Genomic DNA, 17,422 nt, shown 5'->3' with positions numbered 1-17,422 from the left:
CCTGCCCTTCCCTGCTCTCCCCTCCCCCTCCCGCACACCCCCAGCCCGAGCCCGCACTCCCGAACCTGCACTGGAGCACCCACACCCCATGAGCACCATCGACCAGAACACCCTGCGCCGCCGCGGACTCGGTCTGCGCGCCCACGACCCGGAGCGCAGCTTCGGCGGCTACACCCTCTACACCCCGATCGCCGGACCCGGCGAGGTCCGTCTCGTGGACATCGAGGGGAACGTCGTCCACAGCTGGAGCTCACCGCACCCGCCCGGCCGGCACGGCCGCCTGCTGCCGAACGGGAACCTCTTCTACCAGGGCAAGGACACCACCGGCCCGACCCTCTTCCCGATCTGGGACGTCTACCACGGCGGCATCTTCCAGGAGATCGCCCCGGACGGCACGGTGGTGCGCGAGGCCCGCCACCCCTTCCACCACCACGACGCCTCGGTCCTCGCCAACGGCAACCTCGTCATCCTCGCCGTGGAGCCGCTGGACCCGGCGGACGCGGCCCGCATCCGCGGCGGGATCCCCGGCTCGGAGGCCCCCGGCGGGGTGATCTACGGAGACGTGGTGTACGAGCTGACCTGGAGCGGCGAGGTGGTCTGGCGGTGGGCCGCGATCGAGCACCTCGACCCCGCCCAGGTGCCGCTGAACCAGCACTTCGCCCGCGAGCACTGGCCGATGGCGAACACCGTCAACGAACTCGCCGACGGCGGCATCGTGGTCGGCTTCCGCAGCGCGTCCACGACCGTGGCCGTGGACCGCACGGACGGCTCGGTCAGCTGGCGGATCGGCCCGGACGTCCTCGCCCAGCAGCACTACCCGCACGAACTGCCCGGCGGCACCGTCCTCGTCTTCGACAACGGCACCTACCGGGACACGACCTCGGTGCCGTACTCGCGGGTGCTGGAACTCGACCCGCACACCGGCGAAGAGGTGTGGTCCTACGAGGACAACCCGCCGCAGAACTTCTACAGCCCGTACATGTCGAGCGCCCAGCGCCTGCCCAACGGCAACACCTTCGTGGCGGAGGGCTCCTTCGGCCGCCTCTTCGAGGTGACCCCCGAGGGCGACGTGGTGTGGGAGTTCGTGGTCCCCGAGTTCGGCACCTTCGACGAGGGCGTGGGCCTCGAATCCTCCCGGGGCCTCCAGAACTCCGTCTTCCGCGCCTACCGCTACGCCGCGCAGGAGATCCCCTGGCTCAACGGCTCCTGATGCACCGGCCCGTCCCCGTCCCTGCCCCCGGCGGGGGCGGGAAGGGGGGCGGGGGCGGGACGGCCGGCGGCCGCCGTCAGGGCGTGTTCCGTGCCTCCAGGCGGGCCCGTACGACGAAGGCGTCGAGGGCGTCGTTCGCGCGGGTCTCCGCGGGGAGGGCGGTGGCGGTGCGGGCCTCCTGGAGGGCGTCGAGAAGGGCGTCGAGGTCCTGCGCCAGGAGCTCGCGCGCCGGGCCGGCGGCCGGCGCGTGCTCGGCCGCGACCTTGGCCTCGATCAGCTCCGCCAGGTAGCGCGGGGCCTCGGGGACCTCGTCGAGCAGGGTCGGCAGGTGGGCCTGCACCTCGCCGCTGCGCATCAGGTGCACCCCGGTCAGGGCGGCCCGGAACGCGTACAGCAGCGGCTTCAGCTCACCCGTCCGCTCGAACAGCCGCCACTGGGTCGCCGCGAACCCCCGGTAGTGGTGCGCGTGGTGCAGGGTGAGCACGCCGGGGACCAGCTCGCGCAGTTCCGCGTGTACCGGGGTGGTGTGCACCACGAGCGGGGAGAGCAGCTGCTCCAGCACGTACCCGTTGCGCCGGAGCATCAGCCGCACGAACTTGCGCAGGTCGTGCGTGACGAGGTCCATCTCGACCCCGTCCCGGTCCCACATCCGGCTGCGCGTCTCCTCCGGCTCCCGCAGACCCAGCAGGTCTTCGGCCGGCAGCAGGTGCACCCCGCGCAGGTCCACGTCCGAGTCCCGGGAGGGGAACCCGTAGAGGTGCGCCCCGGAGACGGTGGCGAAGAGGAGCGGGTCGGGCTGCTCGGCGACGACGGGGGTGAGGTCCAGGCTCAGGGCATCCAGCATGACCCCATGATCCCCGAGGCCCGGGAGCGGTCGGTCCCGGGCCCCGGCCCGCGGGCACCCGGGCGCCTGGTCACTTGCTCCTCCGGGCCGCGGACCCGGGAGGCCGCCACCCCGGCGGCTCACGCACCGCATCCGGAAGGCCGGAACGGGACGGACGGGATGCGGGTGCGCCATTCCGCCGCGGTCAGGCCGCGGCCGCCGGCCCGCCGGCAGACCTCGGCCGCGACGGCCTCGGGGGTGACCGCGTACCGGAGGATCGCGTGGTGGTTGCCGGAGGCGTGCAGGGTGCGGCCGTCCTCGGAGAAGGCCAGGGCCATGACCGCGCTTCCGCCCGTGTCCAGCGGGGAACCGAGGGGGTGCGGGGCGGCCGGGTCCGCGATCCCCCACAGCTGGAGGCGGCCGCCGGAATCGCCGACCGCGAGGAGGCGCCCGTCCGGCGAGAAGGCGAGGGCGTCGGTGCTGCCGGCCGAGATGCCGTCCGGTGGCGTGAGCTCGGCCAGGCGCCGTTCGCCGTCACCGTCCCACAGCGTCACGTTCCCCAGCGAGTCGCCCGCCGCGAGGCGGCGGCCGTCCGGGCTCAAGGCGAGGTCGGTGATGTTGTTCGAGCTCAGCCGCGGGTACGAAGCGCGGCGGCCCGGCAGGCCGAAGAGCGCTGCCCTGCCCCCCGAGAGGGTCGCGGCGAAGAACCGGCCGTCGGAGCGTACCGCCATCGGGGCACCGTAGGCGTACGAGCCGTCGGCAGTCGGATCGGCGAACCGCTGCTCCCGGCGCCGGTGGGCGAGGTCCCACACCTCGATGGAGTCCGTGCCGGCGGGCTCCTCACCGGAACCCTCACCGGTTTCCGCGCCGGAGTCCGCGCCGGAGTCCTCGTCAGGGTCTTCGCCGGTTTCCGCGCCGGAGTCGTCAGGGTCCGCGCCGGAGTCCGCGCCGGAGTCCCCGTCAGGGTCCGCTCCGGAGTCCCCGGCGCCTCCGGCCGTCTCCTCTGCCGGGCCGGCTTCGGGCGGCCGAGTCCCGGATGCCGTCCCCGAGTCCGCCCCCGCCTCGGCATCCAGACCGACGAGCAGCCGCGTACCGCCCGGTGCCGGCGCCAGCCCGGTGAGCCCGCCGAAGCCGCGGACGTCGACGTGCCCCGTCCGGCCCTTCCGTACGGTGAGCGCGACGGCCGTACGGGCGGGGTGGCGCAGGTCCAGGACGTGCAGGACCAGGCGGCCGTCCGCTTCGAGGGTGCCCCCGTGCGCGAGGAAACGGCCGTCGGGGCTGAAGGCGATGAGCTCGGGCCCTCCGCACTCCCCGCCCGTCCCCGGGTCCTTTGCCGGTCCGCAGCGTGCGGTGGGCGACTCGGCCAGGACCGCGCCCGTACGCGTGTCCACGAGGCGGACCAGGCCGCCTCCGGGGCCCGCTTCGACGGTGGCCAGCACCCGGCCGTCCGGACTCAGCCGGGTCTGCTCCACCGGCTCGCGACGGGTCTCGCGGTCGACGAGGTGGCCGAGGTCGAGGGTGCGGACCACCCCCTGCGAGTTGTCCGAGCGGTACGTCAGGGTGCGGTCCGCCACGTTCACGCGGAACTGGTCCACGTCCTCGAAGCCGACGGGCCTGCGCAGGACGGGATCGGAGCCGCCGCCCACCCGGAACAGCAGCAGGTCCGTTCCGCTCAGCCCCACCAGGAAGCGGCCGTCCGGGCTGAACCCGACCTGGCCCAAGCCGGGCTGTGCGAGGGAGGACAGCCGTTTCCCCGAAGCGGTGTCCCAGGTCACGAGCCCGGAGGCGGATGCCGTGACGAGCCTGCGGCCGTCCGGCGCGAACACGAGCGCCGCGTCGCGGCAGCCGCGCGGGCCCGGCGCCCGCTCCCAGCCGCCCGGACGGATCGCACCCCGCCGCACGTCCCACACCTGCGGCGGTCTGCCGTCCCGGCAGAGGGCCACCAGGGAGCCGTCGGGGCTGAGCTCGTACCGGCTCTCCAGCGCGCCCGCGTCGGTCCACAGGCCGTGCTCGAACAGCATGCGGCCGGTGGCCAGGTCGTACAGCCGGGTGTACTGGTCCGGGCGGTCGGAACGGTCGGAGCCGTCCGCCCCGTCCCACAGCTCCAGGGCGGTGACGGCCAGCACGCGGCCGCCGGGGCTGAACGCCAGGTCGACGCTCCCCGCGGGCGACGTCACGAACTCCAGGCGCTTCGCGGCCCGTCGGCCGGAGGCCAGGTCCCAGAGGTACACGCCGCCGTCCTCGTCCCAGGCGGCGGCCGTACGGCCGTCGGGGGCCAGGACCAGCGCCTCGTCGGATGCCACCCCGGGCCGCTTGACGGAGGAGAGGCGACGGCCCGTCCGCACGTCCCAGCGTTCGACGCGGCCGCCCGAGCCGCCGATCTCCGCGACGGCGGTACGGCCGTCCCGGCTCAGCGTGACCTGGGAGACCGAGGCTCCCGGGATGCGCAGCACGTCCCGGCCGCGCTGGGCGACGGCGCCGAACAGGGCGGACCGGGTCTCGGGGAGGTCGGCCAGCTGCCAGGCGGCCAGGCTGAGCCGCATGGCCTCCTTCGGCTCGGTGAGCCGCTTGCCCTCGGCGAGCGCGGCCACCCGCCGGGCCTCGGCCTGCACCAGCAGCCGGTCACTGGTACGGCTCTGCCGCCAGGCGGCCACACCCGCGACGAGGGCGAGCACCAGCAGCAGGGAGACGGAGACGGCGAAGGTCCGCAGGCGGCGGGTGGTGCGGGCGGCGGCCCGCTGCTCGCGGTCCCGCGCGGCGAGAGACGCGGCGAGGAAGTCCCCTTCGAGGGGGGTCAGTTCGGTGTTCCGGCCGGGGGCGCTGCCCGCATCCGCCACCGCATCGGCACGCGCAACCGCCACCGCGTCCGCGTGCACATCCGCCTGCGCATCCGCGTCCGCGTGCGGTGCGGGGAAGGCGTGCGGTGCGGGGAAGGCGTCCGCCGCCGCCGCGAGGAGCACCCCCCGGTACAGGGCCCCGGGATCACGGCCGAGACCGTCCCAGGCGCGGGCCGCGTCGGTGAGCCGGCGGTGCAGGCGCAGGCGTTCGCGATCGGCGTCGATCCAGCCCCGCAGGCGCGGCCAGGAGGCGATGAGCGCCTCGTGGGCGAGGTCCACGGTGCTCTCGTCGAGCGTGATCAGCCGGGCCCGCGCCAGCCGGTCGAGCACGAGCGCCGCCTCACTGGGCCCGGCGCCGCCCGGATCGAGCTCGGCCCGGTCCGCAGGGCGGCGGGTGTCGGGGGTGCCGTCGCCGGGGGCGATGAGGCGCAGCAGCAGGCGGCGGGCGAGTTCACGGCGGGCGGGGCTCAGGCGGCGGTACGTTTCCTCGGCGGTGCGGGTCACCGCCCCGTCCAGGCCGCCGATCGCCTCGTACGTGGCCAGGGTCAGGGAGCGGCCGCGCCGGTGGCGCCAGGTTTCCAGCAGCGCGTGCGAGAGCAGCGGCAGGCTGCCCGGCTCCCCTTCGGCCTCCGCCACCAGGCGGGCGGTCAGGGCGCGTTCCACGATCAGCCCGGCCACGGCGGCCGGCCGCACCACGGCCGCGCGCAGTTCCGCCGCCGTCATCGGTGCGACCGGCAGGGCCGCCCGTGCCACCCCCTCCGCGAGCCGCCGGTGCTCCAGGCAGCGGCCGTAGAAGTCGGCCCGTACGCCGAGCACCACGCGCAGCCGTGCGGCCGGGTCCTCGGCGGTGAGCAGCAGGTCGATGAACGCCTTCCGCTCGGCCGGGTCACGGCAGAGCGTGAACACCTCCTCGAACTGGTCCACGAGGACCCAGGTGTCGCCCTCCCCCGCGGCGGGCTCGAACGCGCGCGCGTGCGTGCGCAGCGGCTCGGCGCCGGGGGTCAGTATCCGCAGGGCCGCGGGCCGGCCGGGGACCGGCTCTCCGGCCGGACCGGAAGCGCCCCCCGCCGCCGCCAGCCGCGGGACCAGCCCCGCCCGCAGCAGCGAGGACTTGCCGCTGCCGGACGGGCCGAAGACCACGGTCAGCCGGTGTGCGGCGCAGTGCCGCAGCAGCGCGTCGGTGAGGCCTTCCCGCCCGAAGAAGAGGCCGCTGTCGCCCGGTTCGAAGCGCGCCAGCCCGCGATAGGGCGCAGCGCCTGCCCCACCGTCCCCGCCGCCGTGCGCGTCCTCCTCCTGCTCCGCGGCCGCCTCCCGCGCGAAGGCAGCCCGTTCGGCGGCCCGCCACCGCTCTTCCCATGCGGCCCGGTCCCCGCCGCAGGCCTCCACGTACGCCAGGGCCACGGCCGACGAGGGCAGTTTCTCCCCGGCGGCCGCCTGGGACAGCGCCGTGACGGAGAAGCCGGCCCGCTGGGCCATGGCCCGGTACGTCGGCTCCCCGGCCGCGCGGCGCAGCTCGCGCAGTGCGTACGCGAAGGCCTGCACCGGCCCGGCCGAGGGGTCGACCGGTTTCTCGCGACGCCCCACGGACCCGTTCTCCCTCCCCCTCCGCCGCTCTCCCCTGATCACGACGGCAGCGCGAAGCCCAATCTAGGAGGCTCCACCGGGACGAACCAGCACCTCTCCGGCCAATCGCCGGGGGTACCGGCCGATGCTCTGCGGAAGGGTCACTTCCATGTCCGCGACCTGTAACGACGTGCCGGAAGACGTGAATTCCGGGCCGGGGCGGGCATGCTGAGCGCACCAAACTGAACATACGTCAGTTGCCTGCCACGGGGGATCGTGATGAGCACCGTCCGCAACACCTTCCGGAACACCACCCATCTCACTCTCAAGATCGGCGCCCTGGGTCTCACCGCAGCCGCGCTGCTGACGACGACCGCCTGCCAGTCGGGGGGCGACGACAAGGCGGGGGACAACCCGTCGGCGAAACCTTCCGCCTCCGCATCGGCCTCGGCGTCCGCCGGCGGGTCGGCGTCACCGCAGCCGTCTGCGTCCGCATCCGGATCCGCATCCGCATCCGCATCCGCATCGCCCCGGCCGAGCGGCACGGATTCCGGCTCCGGCTCGTCCCACGCGCCCGTCTGCGACGTCTACGACACCGAGCTCGGCGTGGAGTTCGCCCTGCCTCCCGTGAAGGACGACGCGCGGCTGCTGCTCACGCTCAAGAACACCGGCGACAAGCCGTGCACGCTGTACAACTACCCGGTGGTCCGGCTCGAACAGGGCGACGGCACCCTCCTGCCGGTCATCGGCAGCAGCAAGCCCCGGTCCGCGGTCGTCCTCGCCCCCGGCAAGGAGGCGTACGCGGGCCTGCTCGCGCGCCAGGGCAACAAGGACGTCGGCACCCTGACGAAGAACCTCGCCGTCGCCCCGCCGAGCCGGAACGTGGACACCACGACGGGCGACGGCTCGCTCCTCGAACTCCCCTCCGGAGGGGTGTACGTGGACGACAAGGCGCGCGTGACCTACTGGCAGAGCACGTCCGAGGCCGCCGTGTCCCCGCTCTTCTCCCACTGACCCGCCGCCGGCGCAGCCCGCACGGTCCTTGCGTAAGGGCTGCGCCGAAGCCGATGCAGCCAGCCATGCTCCCTGCCTCATCGGATTGCCGATTTGCCTAAGAGCATTAGGCAAGTGCATCCTTTGCTCAGGAGACGGCGGGCTGTGGAGCGACACGGAGGACGGGGATGACGACGCAGGACGGGCAGGCCGCGCACGCGGAACGGACCGGCCGGACCGGTCCGTCCGGTCCGGCCGGTCAGGCTGGTCCGTCCGGTCAGGCTGGTCCGTCCGGTCAGGCTGGTCCGTCCGGTCAGGCTGGTCAGACCGGACGGACGGGCCGGATCGGCCTGACCGCCGAGCGCCTCGTCCGGGCCGGGGCGGACCTGGCCGACGAGATCGGCTTCGAGCACGCGACCCCCGCCGAGCTGGCCCGGCGGTTCGGCGTGAAGACGGCGAGCCTGTACTCGCACGTCAAGAACGCCCACGACCTCAAGACCAGGATCGCCCTGCTCGCTCTGGAAGAGCTCGCCGACCGGGCCGCCGCCGCAGTGGCCGGCCGGGCCGGCAAGGACGCGCTGACCGCCTTCGCGGACGCCTACCGCACGTACGCCCTCGAACACCCCGGCCGTTTCACCGCCGCCCGCTTCCCGCTCGATGCGGAGACGGCCGCGGCCGGCGCCGGGGTCCGGCACGCCCAGATGATGCGCGCGGTCCTGCGCGGCTACGACCTGCCCGAACCGCAGCAGACCCACGCGGTGCGGCTGCTGGGCAGCGTCTTCAGCGGCTACGTCACCCTGGAGGGCGCCGGCGGTTTCAGCCACAGCTCCCCCGCCTCCCAGGAGAGCTGGACGGAAATCCTGAACGCGCTGGACGCCCTCCTCCGCGCCTGGCCCGGCGCCCCCACCCGCTGACGCGACGAGGAAGACCCGAAGAGTCCCACCCATGAACACGCCCTGGATCACCACCGCCCTCACCGCCGACTACGTACGCGGCGCCCTCGACCTGGAGCACACCGGGCGCGGGATCCTGCCGCACCGGCTGCCCGCGTGGGCACGGCAGCAGATCCCCGACGGCCAGCTGGCCATGGCGGAGTCGCAGCCCTCCGGCGTACGGCTGGTCTTCCGCACCCGCGCCACCGCCGTCGAACTGGACGTCGTACCCACCAAGCGGGTGTACGCCGGAGCGCCGCCGCGCCCGGACGGGGTGTACGAGGTGCTGGTCGACGGGCGGCTCGCCGGCCGGGCCACCGCGGCCGGGGGCGATGTCCTGACCCTCGACATGGCCACCGGAACGGCCGAACACCGCCCCGGCCCGGCCCGCACCCTGCACTTCGACGGCCTGCCGGCCGGCGGCGGGAACGGGGACGAGGAGGTCGAGGTCGAGATCCGCCTCCCCCACGACGAAACGACCCTGCTGGTCGCCCTGCGCACGAACGCCCCCGTGCGGCCCGCGCCGACCGGCGGGCGGAAGGTCTGGCTGCACCACGGCAGTTCGATCAGCCAGGGCTCCAACGCCGCCACCCCGACGGGCATCTGGCCGGCCGTGGCCGCCGCCCTCGGCGAAGTGGAGCTGGTCAACCTGGGGTTCGGCGGCAGCGCCCTGCTGGACCCGTTCACCGCGCGCGCGATCCGGGACACGCCCGCCGACCTGATCAGCGTCAAGATCGGCATCAACCTCGTCAACGCGGACGCGATGCGCTTGCGCGCCTTCGGCCCCGCCGTGCACGGCTTCCTCGACACCATCCGCGAGGGACACCCCGACACCCCGCTGCTGGTCGTCTCACCCCTCCACTGCCCCATCCACGAGCACACCCCCGGCCCCAGCGCCCCGGACCTCACCGCCCTGCGCGAGGGCCGGATCCGGTTCACCGCCACCGGCGACCCCGCGGAGACCGCCGCCGGCAAGCTGACCCTCGCCGTGATCCGGGACGAGCTGGCCGGCATCGTCCGCCGGCGCGCCGCCACCGACCCGCACCTGCACCACCTCAGCGGCCTCGCCCTCTACGCCGAGGCCGACCACGCCGAACTCCCGCTCCCCGACGCCCTGCACCCGGACGCGGCCACCCACCAGCGCATCGGCACCCGCTTCGCCGCCCTCGCCTTCGGTCCCGGCGGCCCCTTCGCCGGGTGACGCACCGCAGGTCGAAACCCGGTGGACAGCCCTCCGCGCCCGGGCGATGATCACCGCGATGACCAGCGAACCCACCCCCCAGCCCCCGCGCATCCGCTTCGTCCCGCTCACCGCGAAGGCCCTGCGGGCGCTCGCCGACGGCGACCTCGCCGGCGGCAGCGCCGAGGCCGGGATCACCCTCCACGAGCACTTCGTCGGCGACCGGGCCCGGGCGATCTTCGCGTACCGCGCGGACCAGCTCGACCGTGAGCCCTCGGCGGCCCCCTGGACCACGAGGGCCGCCGTCTCCGAGCCGGACGGCACGGTCGTCGGCGACGCCGGCTTCCACGGCGCGCCGGACGAGAACGGGATGGTCGAGGTCGGCTACTCCGTCATACCCGAGTACCGCCGCCAGGGCTACGCGCGCGCCATGCTCCGGGCCCTCCTCGCCCGAGCCGCCGCGGACCCGGCCGTGCGCACGGTCCGAGCGCGCATCACCTCCGACAACACCGCCTCGCTGGCCACCCTGGCCGCCTTCCCCTTCACCCAGGTCTCCTCCCACCCCAACGACCACGGCACCCACACCCTCACCTTCGAGCTGCCCACCCCCGCATAGGCGGGGAGCGCCTGCCCGGCCGCACGACGGCCGCCGGAGGGGGACGGGCCTGCGTGGGAGCGTGTCCGAGCCTGAGTCGCTTCGGTCGCTTCGGTCGCTGCGAGGCGATGCGTCCCCGGGGGTGCCCTCCCGCCGGCGATCGGCCTCAGAAGCGGAGGCGGAAGCGGAGGCGGCAGATTGCCGCGTCCGTGTCCCGCCGTACGGCATGGGCGAGCACCGCGCCGCGCTGGTTCTGCAGGAGGCGTTGCCACAGCCGTTCCGGCTCGGTTTCCGGGATGAGGACGGTCACCTGGGTGCCGGGGTGGCGTGCCGACAACTCGCGGACGTAGCCCGAGACCGGCCGCCCCAGCGCGCGGGTGGGGGACACGAGGCCGACGAGGGGCACCCCCGGGTTCCACAGTTCCCAGTCGCGCCGCAGCGCCTCGGCCGCCCGCCGCTCTTCGGGGGCCGGATGGGTGACGGTGACCGCGAGGACCTCGTCGCCGAGCGAGCGGGCGGCGGTCAGGGCCCGGCAGGTCAGCAGGGACAGGCCGGAGACCGGTACGACGACCAGCGAGCGGGCCCGCGCGGGCGGCTGCGGGATGCGGCCCAGCTCCAGCCGCTCGCCGATCCGCCCGTACGTCCGGTGCACGGCCTCGAAGACGAGGACGAGCAGCGGCAGGGCGAGGACGATCAGCCAGGCGCCCTCGGTGAACTTGGTCGCGGTGACCACGACCGCCGACACTCCCGTCAGAACCGCCCCGAACCCGTTGAGGACGGCCTTCGCGCGCCAGCCGGCGGGGCGTTCCAGCGACCAGTGCCGGACCATGCCGACCTGGCAGAGGGTGAAGCCGACGAAGACACCGATGGCGAAGAGCGGTACGAGGGTGTTGACGTCCCCGCCGGAGCAGACGAGCAGGGCGGCGGAGACCGCGGCCAGCCAGATCACGCCGTGCCGGTGGACCTGCCGGTCGGCCTTGAGCGCGAAGACGTGCGGCAGGAAGTTGTCCCGGGCGAGCAGGCCCATCAGGACGGGCAGCCCGCCGAAGGAGGTGTTCGCGGCCAGCGCGAGCAGCACGACGGTGGCGAACTGGACCACGTAGAAGGCCGCGTTGTGGCCGAAGGAGGCGTCGGCGAGCTGGGCCAGGACGGTGACCCCCTCGACCGGCTGGAGGTGGAAGCGTCCGATGAGGACGGACAGGCCGATCAGCATCATCCCGAGCAGCGCCCCCAGCGCGACCTCGGTGCGCTGCGCGCGGCGGGCGGCCGGGGCCCGGAAGGCGGGCACGGCGTTCGCGACGGCCTCGACCCCGGTGAGGGCGGAACAGCCGGCGGCGAAGGCCTTGAGCAGGAGCAGCGCCCCGACCGTGGTCGCGCCCCCGCCGAGGGCGGAGGCGTGCCCGGCGGCCGCCTCGGTGGAGACCGGCCCGTCGCGGAGCAGCCCGACGGCGATCATCGCGAGGATCGAGCCCACGAACACGGCCGTGGGGATCAGGAAGGCCCGGGCCGAGTCGGCGATCCCGCGCAGGTTGACGGCCGTGACCAGCACCAGCACCCCCAGGCAGAGCCACACCCGGTCCGCGTGGAGGGAGGGGAACGCGGAGGTCAGGGCGGCCACGCCCGCCGTGACGGACACCGCGACGTTCAGCACGTAGTCGAGGACCAGCGAGGCCGCCGCCACCAGGCTCGTACGCCGCCCCAGGTGCCGCCCGGCCACGGCGTAGGAGCCGCCGCCGTCCGGGAAGGCCGCGATGACCTGCCGGTACGAGGCCACGAGCACGGCCAGGAGGGCGGTGATCGCGAGGGTGACGGGGAGGGTGAAGCCGAGGCCGTACGCCCCGGCCGCCGCGAGCACGAGCACGATCGACTCGGGTCCGTACGCGACGGAGGCCATCGCGTCGAGGGACAGGGCGGCGAGGCCCTGGAGCGCGGTGAGCCTGTGCCGCTCGCCCGCCGCGTCGTGCGGCGGCTGCGCGGCGGGGCCGCTCGGATCAGGCGGCTCCGCCCGGCCGCCCGGAGCCCGTTCCCGTCCGGTGGCCGCCGCGGTCGCCCCGCCCGTGTGCATCGCCATGTCGCCGTTTCCTCCGAGGTGAACACGTGAGGACAGCAGCCTCGGAGCCCCCGCCCCCCCGTCACCACCTCCCTTGGCGGGATCCATACGCCGGCGAGCGCACTCTTCACGCCCTCCATACGCCGGACCCGCCCGGAGCGTCCTGGGTGACGCGCCACAGGCGGCGGGGCAGGTCGCCCTCCTCGAACGGGTGCACCTCCCGGAGGGTCCACCCCCGGGCGAGGTCCTCGACCAGTTCCCGGGAGAAGAAGTGCACGGCGAAGCCGCCGTGTTCGTAGATGTCGTCGCCGTGGGCGGTGCCGGCGCCGTAGTGGGCGTCCCCGGTGTGGCGGACCGTGTAGACGAAGGCCCCGCCCGGCCGCAGCACCCGGCGCACCTCCCCGACCAGGGCATGGATCTCTTCGGTGGACAGCGCCATGCACAGCAGCATGTGGGCGAAGACGCCGTCCACGCAGGCGTCCGGGAGGGGCAGGGGGTCGCGCGCGTCGTGCACGAGGGTGGTGACCCGCTCGGCGGTGCCCTGGGCGCGGGCGGCGGCGCGCAGTTGGGCGAGGCCGGCGGCGGAGAAGTCGGTGGCCCGCACGGTGAACCCCTCGCGGGCGAAGTACAGGGCGTCCCGCCCGTGCCCGGCCCCCAGCTCCAGCAGGTCCCGGGGCCGCGCCCCGGTTCCGGTTCCGGTTCCGGCCGTACGGAAGACCTCGCGGGCGTGGACGGCCGGGGCGGAGGGCTGTTCGCCGTACATGCCGGGGTGGGACCGGTAGACCGCCTGCCAGTGCGCCCGCTGGGCGCCGCCGAGCCCGTCGTCCCGGCGCCCGCCCTCGCGGACGGCCTCCTCCGCGCCCGCGTCCTTGCCCTTGTCCTCGCCCGCGCCGTCGTCCGTGGCCACGTGGTCTCCCGCCCTTCCGGTTTCCGATTACAGCGCGCCCGTGTCGAGGTCCAGGCCGAAGGGCTGGGGCAGGCGGACGGCCGTCCCGAACGGATGCGGACCCTCCACCCGCGTGTACCCGAGACGCCCCGGCTCCGCGAACAGGGTCACCGATCGCTCGGCCCGGTCCACCAGCAGGTACAGCGGGGCCCCGTACTCCGCGTACCGCCGCCGTTTGACGATCCGGCCGGTGTCGGCATCGGCCTCGCCCGTCACCTCCACGACGAGCAGGGTCTGCTCGGGGACGAGGGCCCCGGCCCCCTTCGCCAGCTCCTCCGGCACCACCGCGAGGGCGGGCACGTACCAGTTCGGCGAGCCCGGCAGGTCCAGATTGCCCGAGCCCTCCAGGCACCCCAACTCCTCGACTCTGCGCGCGATTTGACGTCGGATCAGTCTGACGGCCCGTTCGCGGTCCCAGCTCGGCGCGACCGGCTCGATGACCCCTTCCACGATCTGCGCCCGGTCCCCGCGGATGTGCTGCACGGCGTACTTCAGGGCCTGCTCGGGATCGACGCCACCGCTGTAGTCACCGGCCGAACTGCTCATCCCACGGCTCCCTTCCGCGACTGCGCACCGCCCAGCGTATCGGCGGCCCTCGCCCGTCGGCCGCAGGTGGCGCAAGGCCCTGCGGCGGAGGGGCCGGCGGTGTGACAATCGATCATGCCTGTAACCAACCCGTGGCTGGCCGGCCCCTCTCCGAAGAAGCGCCTCGACCGGGAGCGTCTGGAAGAGCGCATCCTCAACCTGCTGTCCTCGCAGAACATGTGCGTGCTCGCGACGACGGGCCCGGACGGGCCGCTCGCGACCCCCGTGCGCTACTTCCACCTCGGTTTCGCGGTGATGTTCAGCACGGCGCCCGGTTCACCGAAGATGCGGAACCTCGCGGCCGACCCGAGGGCGTCCGTCGGGGTCTTCGCCCCCTTGGTCGGGCAGGCGAGCAGCCGGGGCGCCCAGCTCTTCGGCCGGGCCCGCGTGCTGTACGAGGAGGACCCCGCCTTCGCGCACTACTGGCCGGCGTTCCGCTGGCAGTCCGACCACGTGGAACGGTCCCGCTCCCTCGACGAACCGCCGCCCGGCCCCCTGGTCGTGATCGAGGCGGACCGGATCGTCTACACCGAGCACTGGCTGCGCCGCGAGGGCTTCGCACCGCGGCAGACCTGGACCAGGCCGCCGGAATCCTGACCGGCACACCGCCCCGCCCGACACCGCCAAGCCGCCCGCGCACCGCCTCGTGGCCCTGGACGGGCACGGCCGGATGCCGGGGCCGACCCACCGCGGCCCTGCCGACGGCCCTGCCCGCTTCCACCGAGGCGCGGGTTCGCTGGCCTTGGAAATCGAACACGTGTTTCTATTGGGGGGTGAGAGCAGCATTCCGTTTTCCTGAGGACCTCCTCGCGCTCGAAAGGGCCTGGGGGGACGCGTACGCCGACCTGGCGGACGCCCCGGTCACGGCCGGGACGACCGGGCTCAGGCGCCGGCTGATCAGCCTGTCCGGGCGCCTGTGCACCCACCCCTACTGGACGGGCTCCGCCGGCTGGCGGGCCGGCCGCGTCGAGCTGCGCCGCGCGGTTCGCGGCTGCGGGCACACGGAACGGCGGGAGGCGGCATGAGCATGCGCCCCGGCCAAGACATACCCGGCCCCCCGCACACCGGCGTGCAGCCTGCGGGCCACACGCCGGTGTGCGCGGCCGCTGCACCTGAGGGAGGCTGAACGGCATGGCAGCACGGTTGGTGATCCATCCTCCGGACGCGCGCGGCTGGCGCCGGGTCCGGTACGACGGCGTCGCGATCGGCGTGGCCCACCAGCCCTCCGACATCCTGGTCTTCCTGCAGACAGCGGGCATGGAGGACCCGGAGTCGCTGGACCTGATGGATCCGGCCGTGGTGGAGTGGCGCGGCGGGGGGCCCGAGACCTGGGCCGAGTCCCCGCCGTAAACCGGCGGGGGGGGCGGCCGGTCCGCCGGTCAGTCCGAGGAGAGGGCCTGGAGCAGGTCGCCGACCTGGGGGTCGGGCAGGGAACGGGCGACATCGGCCTGGGCCACGATGCCGACCAGGGTGTGCCCGTCGATGACGGGCAGGCGGCGGACCTTGTGATCGGCCATGGTCCGCATGATCAGGCTGGCGTCGTCGTCGGCGCCGATGGTGACGGCCTCGCCCTGGGCGAACTCGCCTGCGGTGCACGAGCCGGGGTCCTTGCCCATCCCCAGGACCTTCACCACGATGTCGCGGTCGGTGAGCATGCCCTTGAGCTTCTGGTCGGAGCCGCAGATGGGCAGGGCTCCCACGCCCAGTTCGGTCATCTTCTTCGCGGCTTGCAGGATGGTGTCATCCGCCCCGATGCAGGTGGCGTCGGGGGTCATGATCTCGCGTGCGGTGGTCATCTCGATGTCCTCCGGATCCGGGCGGTCGTGGACCAGTCGCCTGCCCCGGGTCCGGCGGGTCATGCACGGCTTCGGGGGGTTCGGTTCCCGCGGGCGAAAGCCGGTCGGGCTCGGGCTCGGGCTCCGGGCTGCGGCCTCCGCGTCCCTGGGGACGCCGGTTCCCGCGTCCGGTGAGACGTAGGACGCGGAGGCCGGAGGCCGGGGAGGCGGGGACGTTTCGGTGCCCGCCTGCGGGCCAGACGCGGAGCGGGACCGCCACGGTCCCGCCCCCGGGACTGCCCGGTCCCGGCGGGCGGCCTGCCGGAGGCGGCCGGCCGTTCCATCCGCAGGAGGGATGCCGTCATGGAGCTGGACCAGGCCCGGGCCCCGGTGCTGGAGGCCCTGCAGGAGTTCCGCCGCAGGGGGGACGTCGTCTACGGACCGCCCGGTCACAAGCAGGGCCGCGGGGTGGACCCCCGGGTGCTGGAGGTGGTCGGTGCGGACGTCTTCCGCTCCGACGTCCTGCTGCTCAACGGGCTGGACGACCGGCAGGAGTCCCAAGGGGTCCTCGACCGGGCGCAGGAGCTCATGGCGGACGCGGTCGGGGCGGAGCAGGCGTTCTTCTCCACCTGCGGCAGCTCGCTGTCGGTGAAGACCGCCATGCTGGCCGTCGCCGGACCGGGCGAGAAGATCCTGGTGTCCCGCAACGCCCACAAGTCGGTGATCGCCGCGGTGATCGTCAACGGGGTCGAGCCGGTCTGGGTGCACCCGAAGTTCGACGCCGAACGGCACCTCGCGCACCCGCCCGAGCCCGACGACGTACGCGACCGGCTGCGCGAGCACCCCGACGCCAAGGGCATGCTGCTGATCACCCCGACCGACTGGGGTACGTGCGCGGACATCCGCGGGGTGGCCCGTACCTGCCACGAGGCGGGGGTGCCGCTGATCGTCGACGAGGCGTGGGGCGCGCACCTGCCGTTCCATCCCCGCCTGCCGGCCTGGGGCATGGACCACGAGGCCGACCTCGTCGTCACCAGCGTGCACAAGATGGGCGCCGCCATCGAGCAGAGCTCCGTCTTCCACCTCCAGTACGACCGCGTCTCGCCCGAGGTGCTCAAGCAGCGCGAGGACCTGCTCGGCACCACGAGCGCCTCCACCCTCGTGTACGCCACCCTCGACGGCTGGCGGCGCCAGATGGCCCAGCACGGCCACGGCCTGCTGGAAGGGGCACTGGAGCGGGCCTGGCGCATCCGTTCCCGCATTGCGGAGCTGCCGGGGCTGAAGGTGATGGGGCGCGAGGTCGTGGACGAGGGTCTCGCCGCCGACCTCGACCCGCTGAAGATCGTCGTCGACGTACGCGGCCTCGGGATCAGCGGCATGCAGGCCGCCGAATGGCTGCGCGCCCACCGGAACGTGGACATCGGCGGCTCCGACACGTGCCGGGTCAGCATCTCGGTCACGCTCGCGGACGACGACCGGACCGAGGAGACGCTGCTGACGGCGCTGCACGCGCTGGTGGAGGGCGCCGGGAGCATCCCGCAGCGGGCGGAGGTGCACCTGCCCCGGCCGGGGGCGCTGGAGCTGGAACAGGCCGTGCTGCCGCGCGAGGCGTTCTTCGCGGAGGCCGAGCACGTACCCGCCGAGCGGGCCGCGGGGCGCATCTCGGCGGAGACGATCAGCCCCTATCCGCCCGGGGTGCCGGCCGTGGCCCCCGGCGAGGTGATCACCCAGGAGGTCGTCGACTACCTGCGCAGCGGCGCGGAGCACGGGGTGCTGCTGCCCGATGCGGCCGACCCTTCGGTGAAGACGTTCCGCGTGATGGCGAAGAACTGAACAGGCGCGGGGGGGGGGGGGGGGGGGGGGGGGGGGGGGGGGGGGGGGGGGGCGCCCCCCCCCCCCCCCCCCACCCCCCCCCCCCCCCCCCCCTCCCCCC

At 74.5% G+C, this 17,422-nt stretch carries 15 protein-coding genes; 9 read left to right on the top strand and 6 right to left on the bottom strand.

The window, feature by feature from the left end; genetic code table 11:
- Positions 1-88 precede the first annotated feature (88 nt).
- Positions 89-1,210, top strand: a complete 1,122-nt coding sequence (locus tag ACZ407_RS20425) for an aryl-sulfate sulfotransferase (RefSeq protein ID WP_468130106.1) — start codon at positions 89-91, stop codon at positions 1,208-1,210.
- Between the two features lie 76 nt (positions 1,211-1,286).
- On the opposite strand, the gene ACZ407_RS20420 is transcribed toward ACZ407_RS20425, so the two are convergent.
- Both ACZ407_RS20420 and ACZ407_RS20415 read right to left on the bottom strand, forming a co-directional pair.
- The gene (locus ACZ407_RS20420) at positions 1,287-2,054 is read right to left on the bottom strand and encodes a nucleotidyltransferase domain-containing protein (RefSeq protein ID WP_468130104.1); all 768 of its coding nucleotides are present in this window, start codon (positions 2,052-2,054) and stop codon (positions 1,287-1,289) included.
- 119 nt (positions 2,055-2,173) lie between these two features.
- On the bottom strand, positions 2,174-6,454 hold the full coding sequence (locus ACZ407_RS20415) for an nSTAND1 domain-containing NTPase (RefSeq protein WP_468130102.1): 4,281 nt from the start codon (positions 6,452-6,454) through the stop codon (positions 2,174-2,176).
- Positions 6,455-6,712: 258 nt separating this feature from the next.
- Between ACZ407_RS20415 and ACZ407_RS20410 the strand changes: the two genes are divergently transcribed.
- The 4 genes from ACZ407_RS20410 (at position 6,713) to ACZ407_RS20395 (ending at position 10,154) form a co-directional block, all read left to right on the top strand.
- Entirely contained in the window at positions 6,713-7,447 is a 735-nt protein-coding gene (locus ACZ407_RS20410; protein ID WP_468130100.1) for a DUF4232 domain-containing protein, read from the top strand.
- Between the two features lie 323 nt (positions 7,448-7,770).
- Positions 7,771-8,340 (top strand): TetR/AcrR family transcriptional regulator, encoded by a 570-nt coding sequence (locus ACZ407_RS20405; RefSeq protein ID WP_468130434.1) that lies wholly within the window; start codon positions 7,771-7,773, stop codon positions 8,338-8,340.
- 31 nt (positions 8,341-8,371) lie between these two features.
- On the top strand, positions 8,372-9,559 hold the full coding sequence (locus ACZ407_RS20400; protein ID WP_468130098.1) for an SGNH/GDSL hydrolase family protein: 1,188 nt from the start codon (positions 8,372-8,374) through the stop codon (positions 9,557-9,559).
- A 58-nt stretch (positions 9,560-9,617) separates the two neighbouring features.
- The gene (locus ACZ407_RS20395) at positions 9,618-10,154 is read left to right on the top strand and encodes a GNAT family N-acetyltransferase (protein ID WP_468130096.1); all 537 of its coding nucleotides are present in this window, start codon (positions 9,618-9,620) and stop codon (positions 10,152-10,154) included.
- Positions 10,155-10,299: 145 nt separating this feature from the next.
- Here ACZ407_RS20395 and ACZ407_RS20390 read toward each other — a convergent pair whose 3' ends face one another.
- The 3 genes from ACZ407_RS20390 to ACZ407_RS20380 all read right to left on the bottom strand — a co-directional run bounded on the left by ACZ407_RS20390 (position 10,300) and on the right by ACZ407_RS20380 (position 13,675).
- Positions 10,300-12,204 (bottom strand): APC family permease, encoded by a 1,905-nt coding sequence (locus ACZ407_RS20390; protein WP_468130094.1) that lies wholly within the window; start codon positions 12,202-12,204, stop codon positions 10,300-10,302.
- 106 nt (positions 12,205-12,310) lie between these two features.
- Positions 12,311-13,090, bottom strand: a complete 780-nt coding sequence (locus ACZ407_RS20385) for a class I SAM-dependent methyltransferase (protein ID WP_468130092.1) — start codon at positions 13,088-13,090, stop codon at positions 12,311-12,313.
- A 27-nt stretch (positions 13,091-13,117) separates the two neighbouring features.
- On the bottom strand, positions 13,118-13,675 hold the full coding sequence (locus ACZ407_RS20380) for a Uma2 family endonuclease (RefSeq protein WP_468130090.1): 558 nt from the start codon (positions 13,673-13,675) through the stop codon (positions 13,118-13,120).
- Between the two features lie 114 nt (positions 13,676-13,789).
- On the opposite strand from ACZ407_RS20380, the gene ACZ407_RS20375 reads away from it, so the two are divergent.
- The 3 genes from ACZ407_RS20375 to ACZ407_RS20365 all read left to right on the top strand — a co-directional run bounded on the left by ACZ407_RS20375 (position 13,790) and on the right by ACZ407_RS20365 (position 15,064).
- Entirely contained in the window at positions 13,790-14,311 is a 522-nt protein-coding gene (locus ACZ407_RS20375) for a pyridoxamine 5'-phosphate oxidase family protein (protein WP_468130088.1), read from the top strand.
- A 176-nt stretch (positions 14,312-14,487) separates the two neighbouring features.
- Positions 14,488-14,739, top strand: coding sequence for a hypothetical protein (locus tag ACZ407_RS20370; RefSeq protein WP_468130086.1), 252 nt, complete (start codon positions 14,488-14,490; stop codon positions 14,737-14,739).
- A 106-nt stretch (positions 14,740-14,845) separates the two neighbouring features.
- Positions 14,846-15,064 carry a hypothetical protein gene (locus ACZ407_RS20365; RefSeq protein WP_468130084.1) on the top strand — a complete coding sequence of 73 codons (219 nt, stop codon included), beginning with the start codon at positions 14,846-14,848 and terminating at the stop codon, positions 15,062-15,064.
- 29 nt (positions 15,065-15,093) lie between these two features.
- Here ACZ407_RS20365 and ACZ407_RS20360 read toward each other — a convergent pair whose 3' ends face one another.
- The gene (locus tag ACZ407_RS20360; RefSeq protein WP_468130432.1) at positions 15,094-15,510 is read right to left on the bottom strand and encodes a CBS domain-containing protein; all 417 of its coding nucleotides are present in this window, start codon (positions 15,508-15,510) and stop codon (positions 15,094-15,096) included.
- Between the two features lie 348 nt (positions 15,511-15,858).
- Here ACZ407_RS20360 and ACZ407_RS20355 point away from each other — a divergent pair, with 348 nt between their 5' ends.
- Positions 15,859-17,322, top strand: a complete 1,464-nt coding sequence (locus ACZ407_RS20355) for an aminotransferase class I/II-fold pyridoxal phosphate-dependent enzyme (protein ID WP_468130430.1) — start codon at positions 15,859-15,861, stop codon at positions 17,320-17,322.
- Positions 17,323-17,422: the final 100 nt, after the last annotated feature.

This window comes from Streptomyces sp. NPDC030809 (assembly GCF_055572195.1).
The sequence above is the reverse complement of the archived record's forward strand: the minus strand, read 5'-3'. Positions and strand labels throughout refer to the sequence as shown.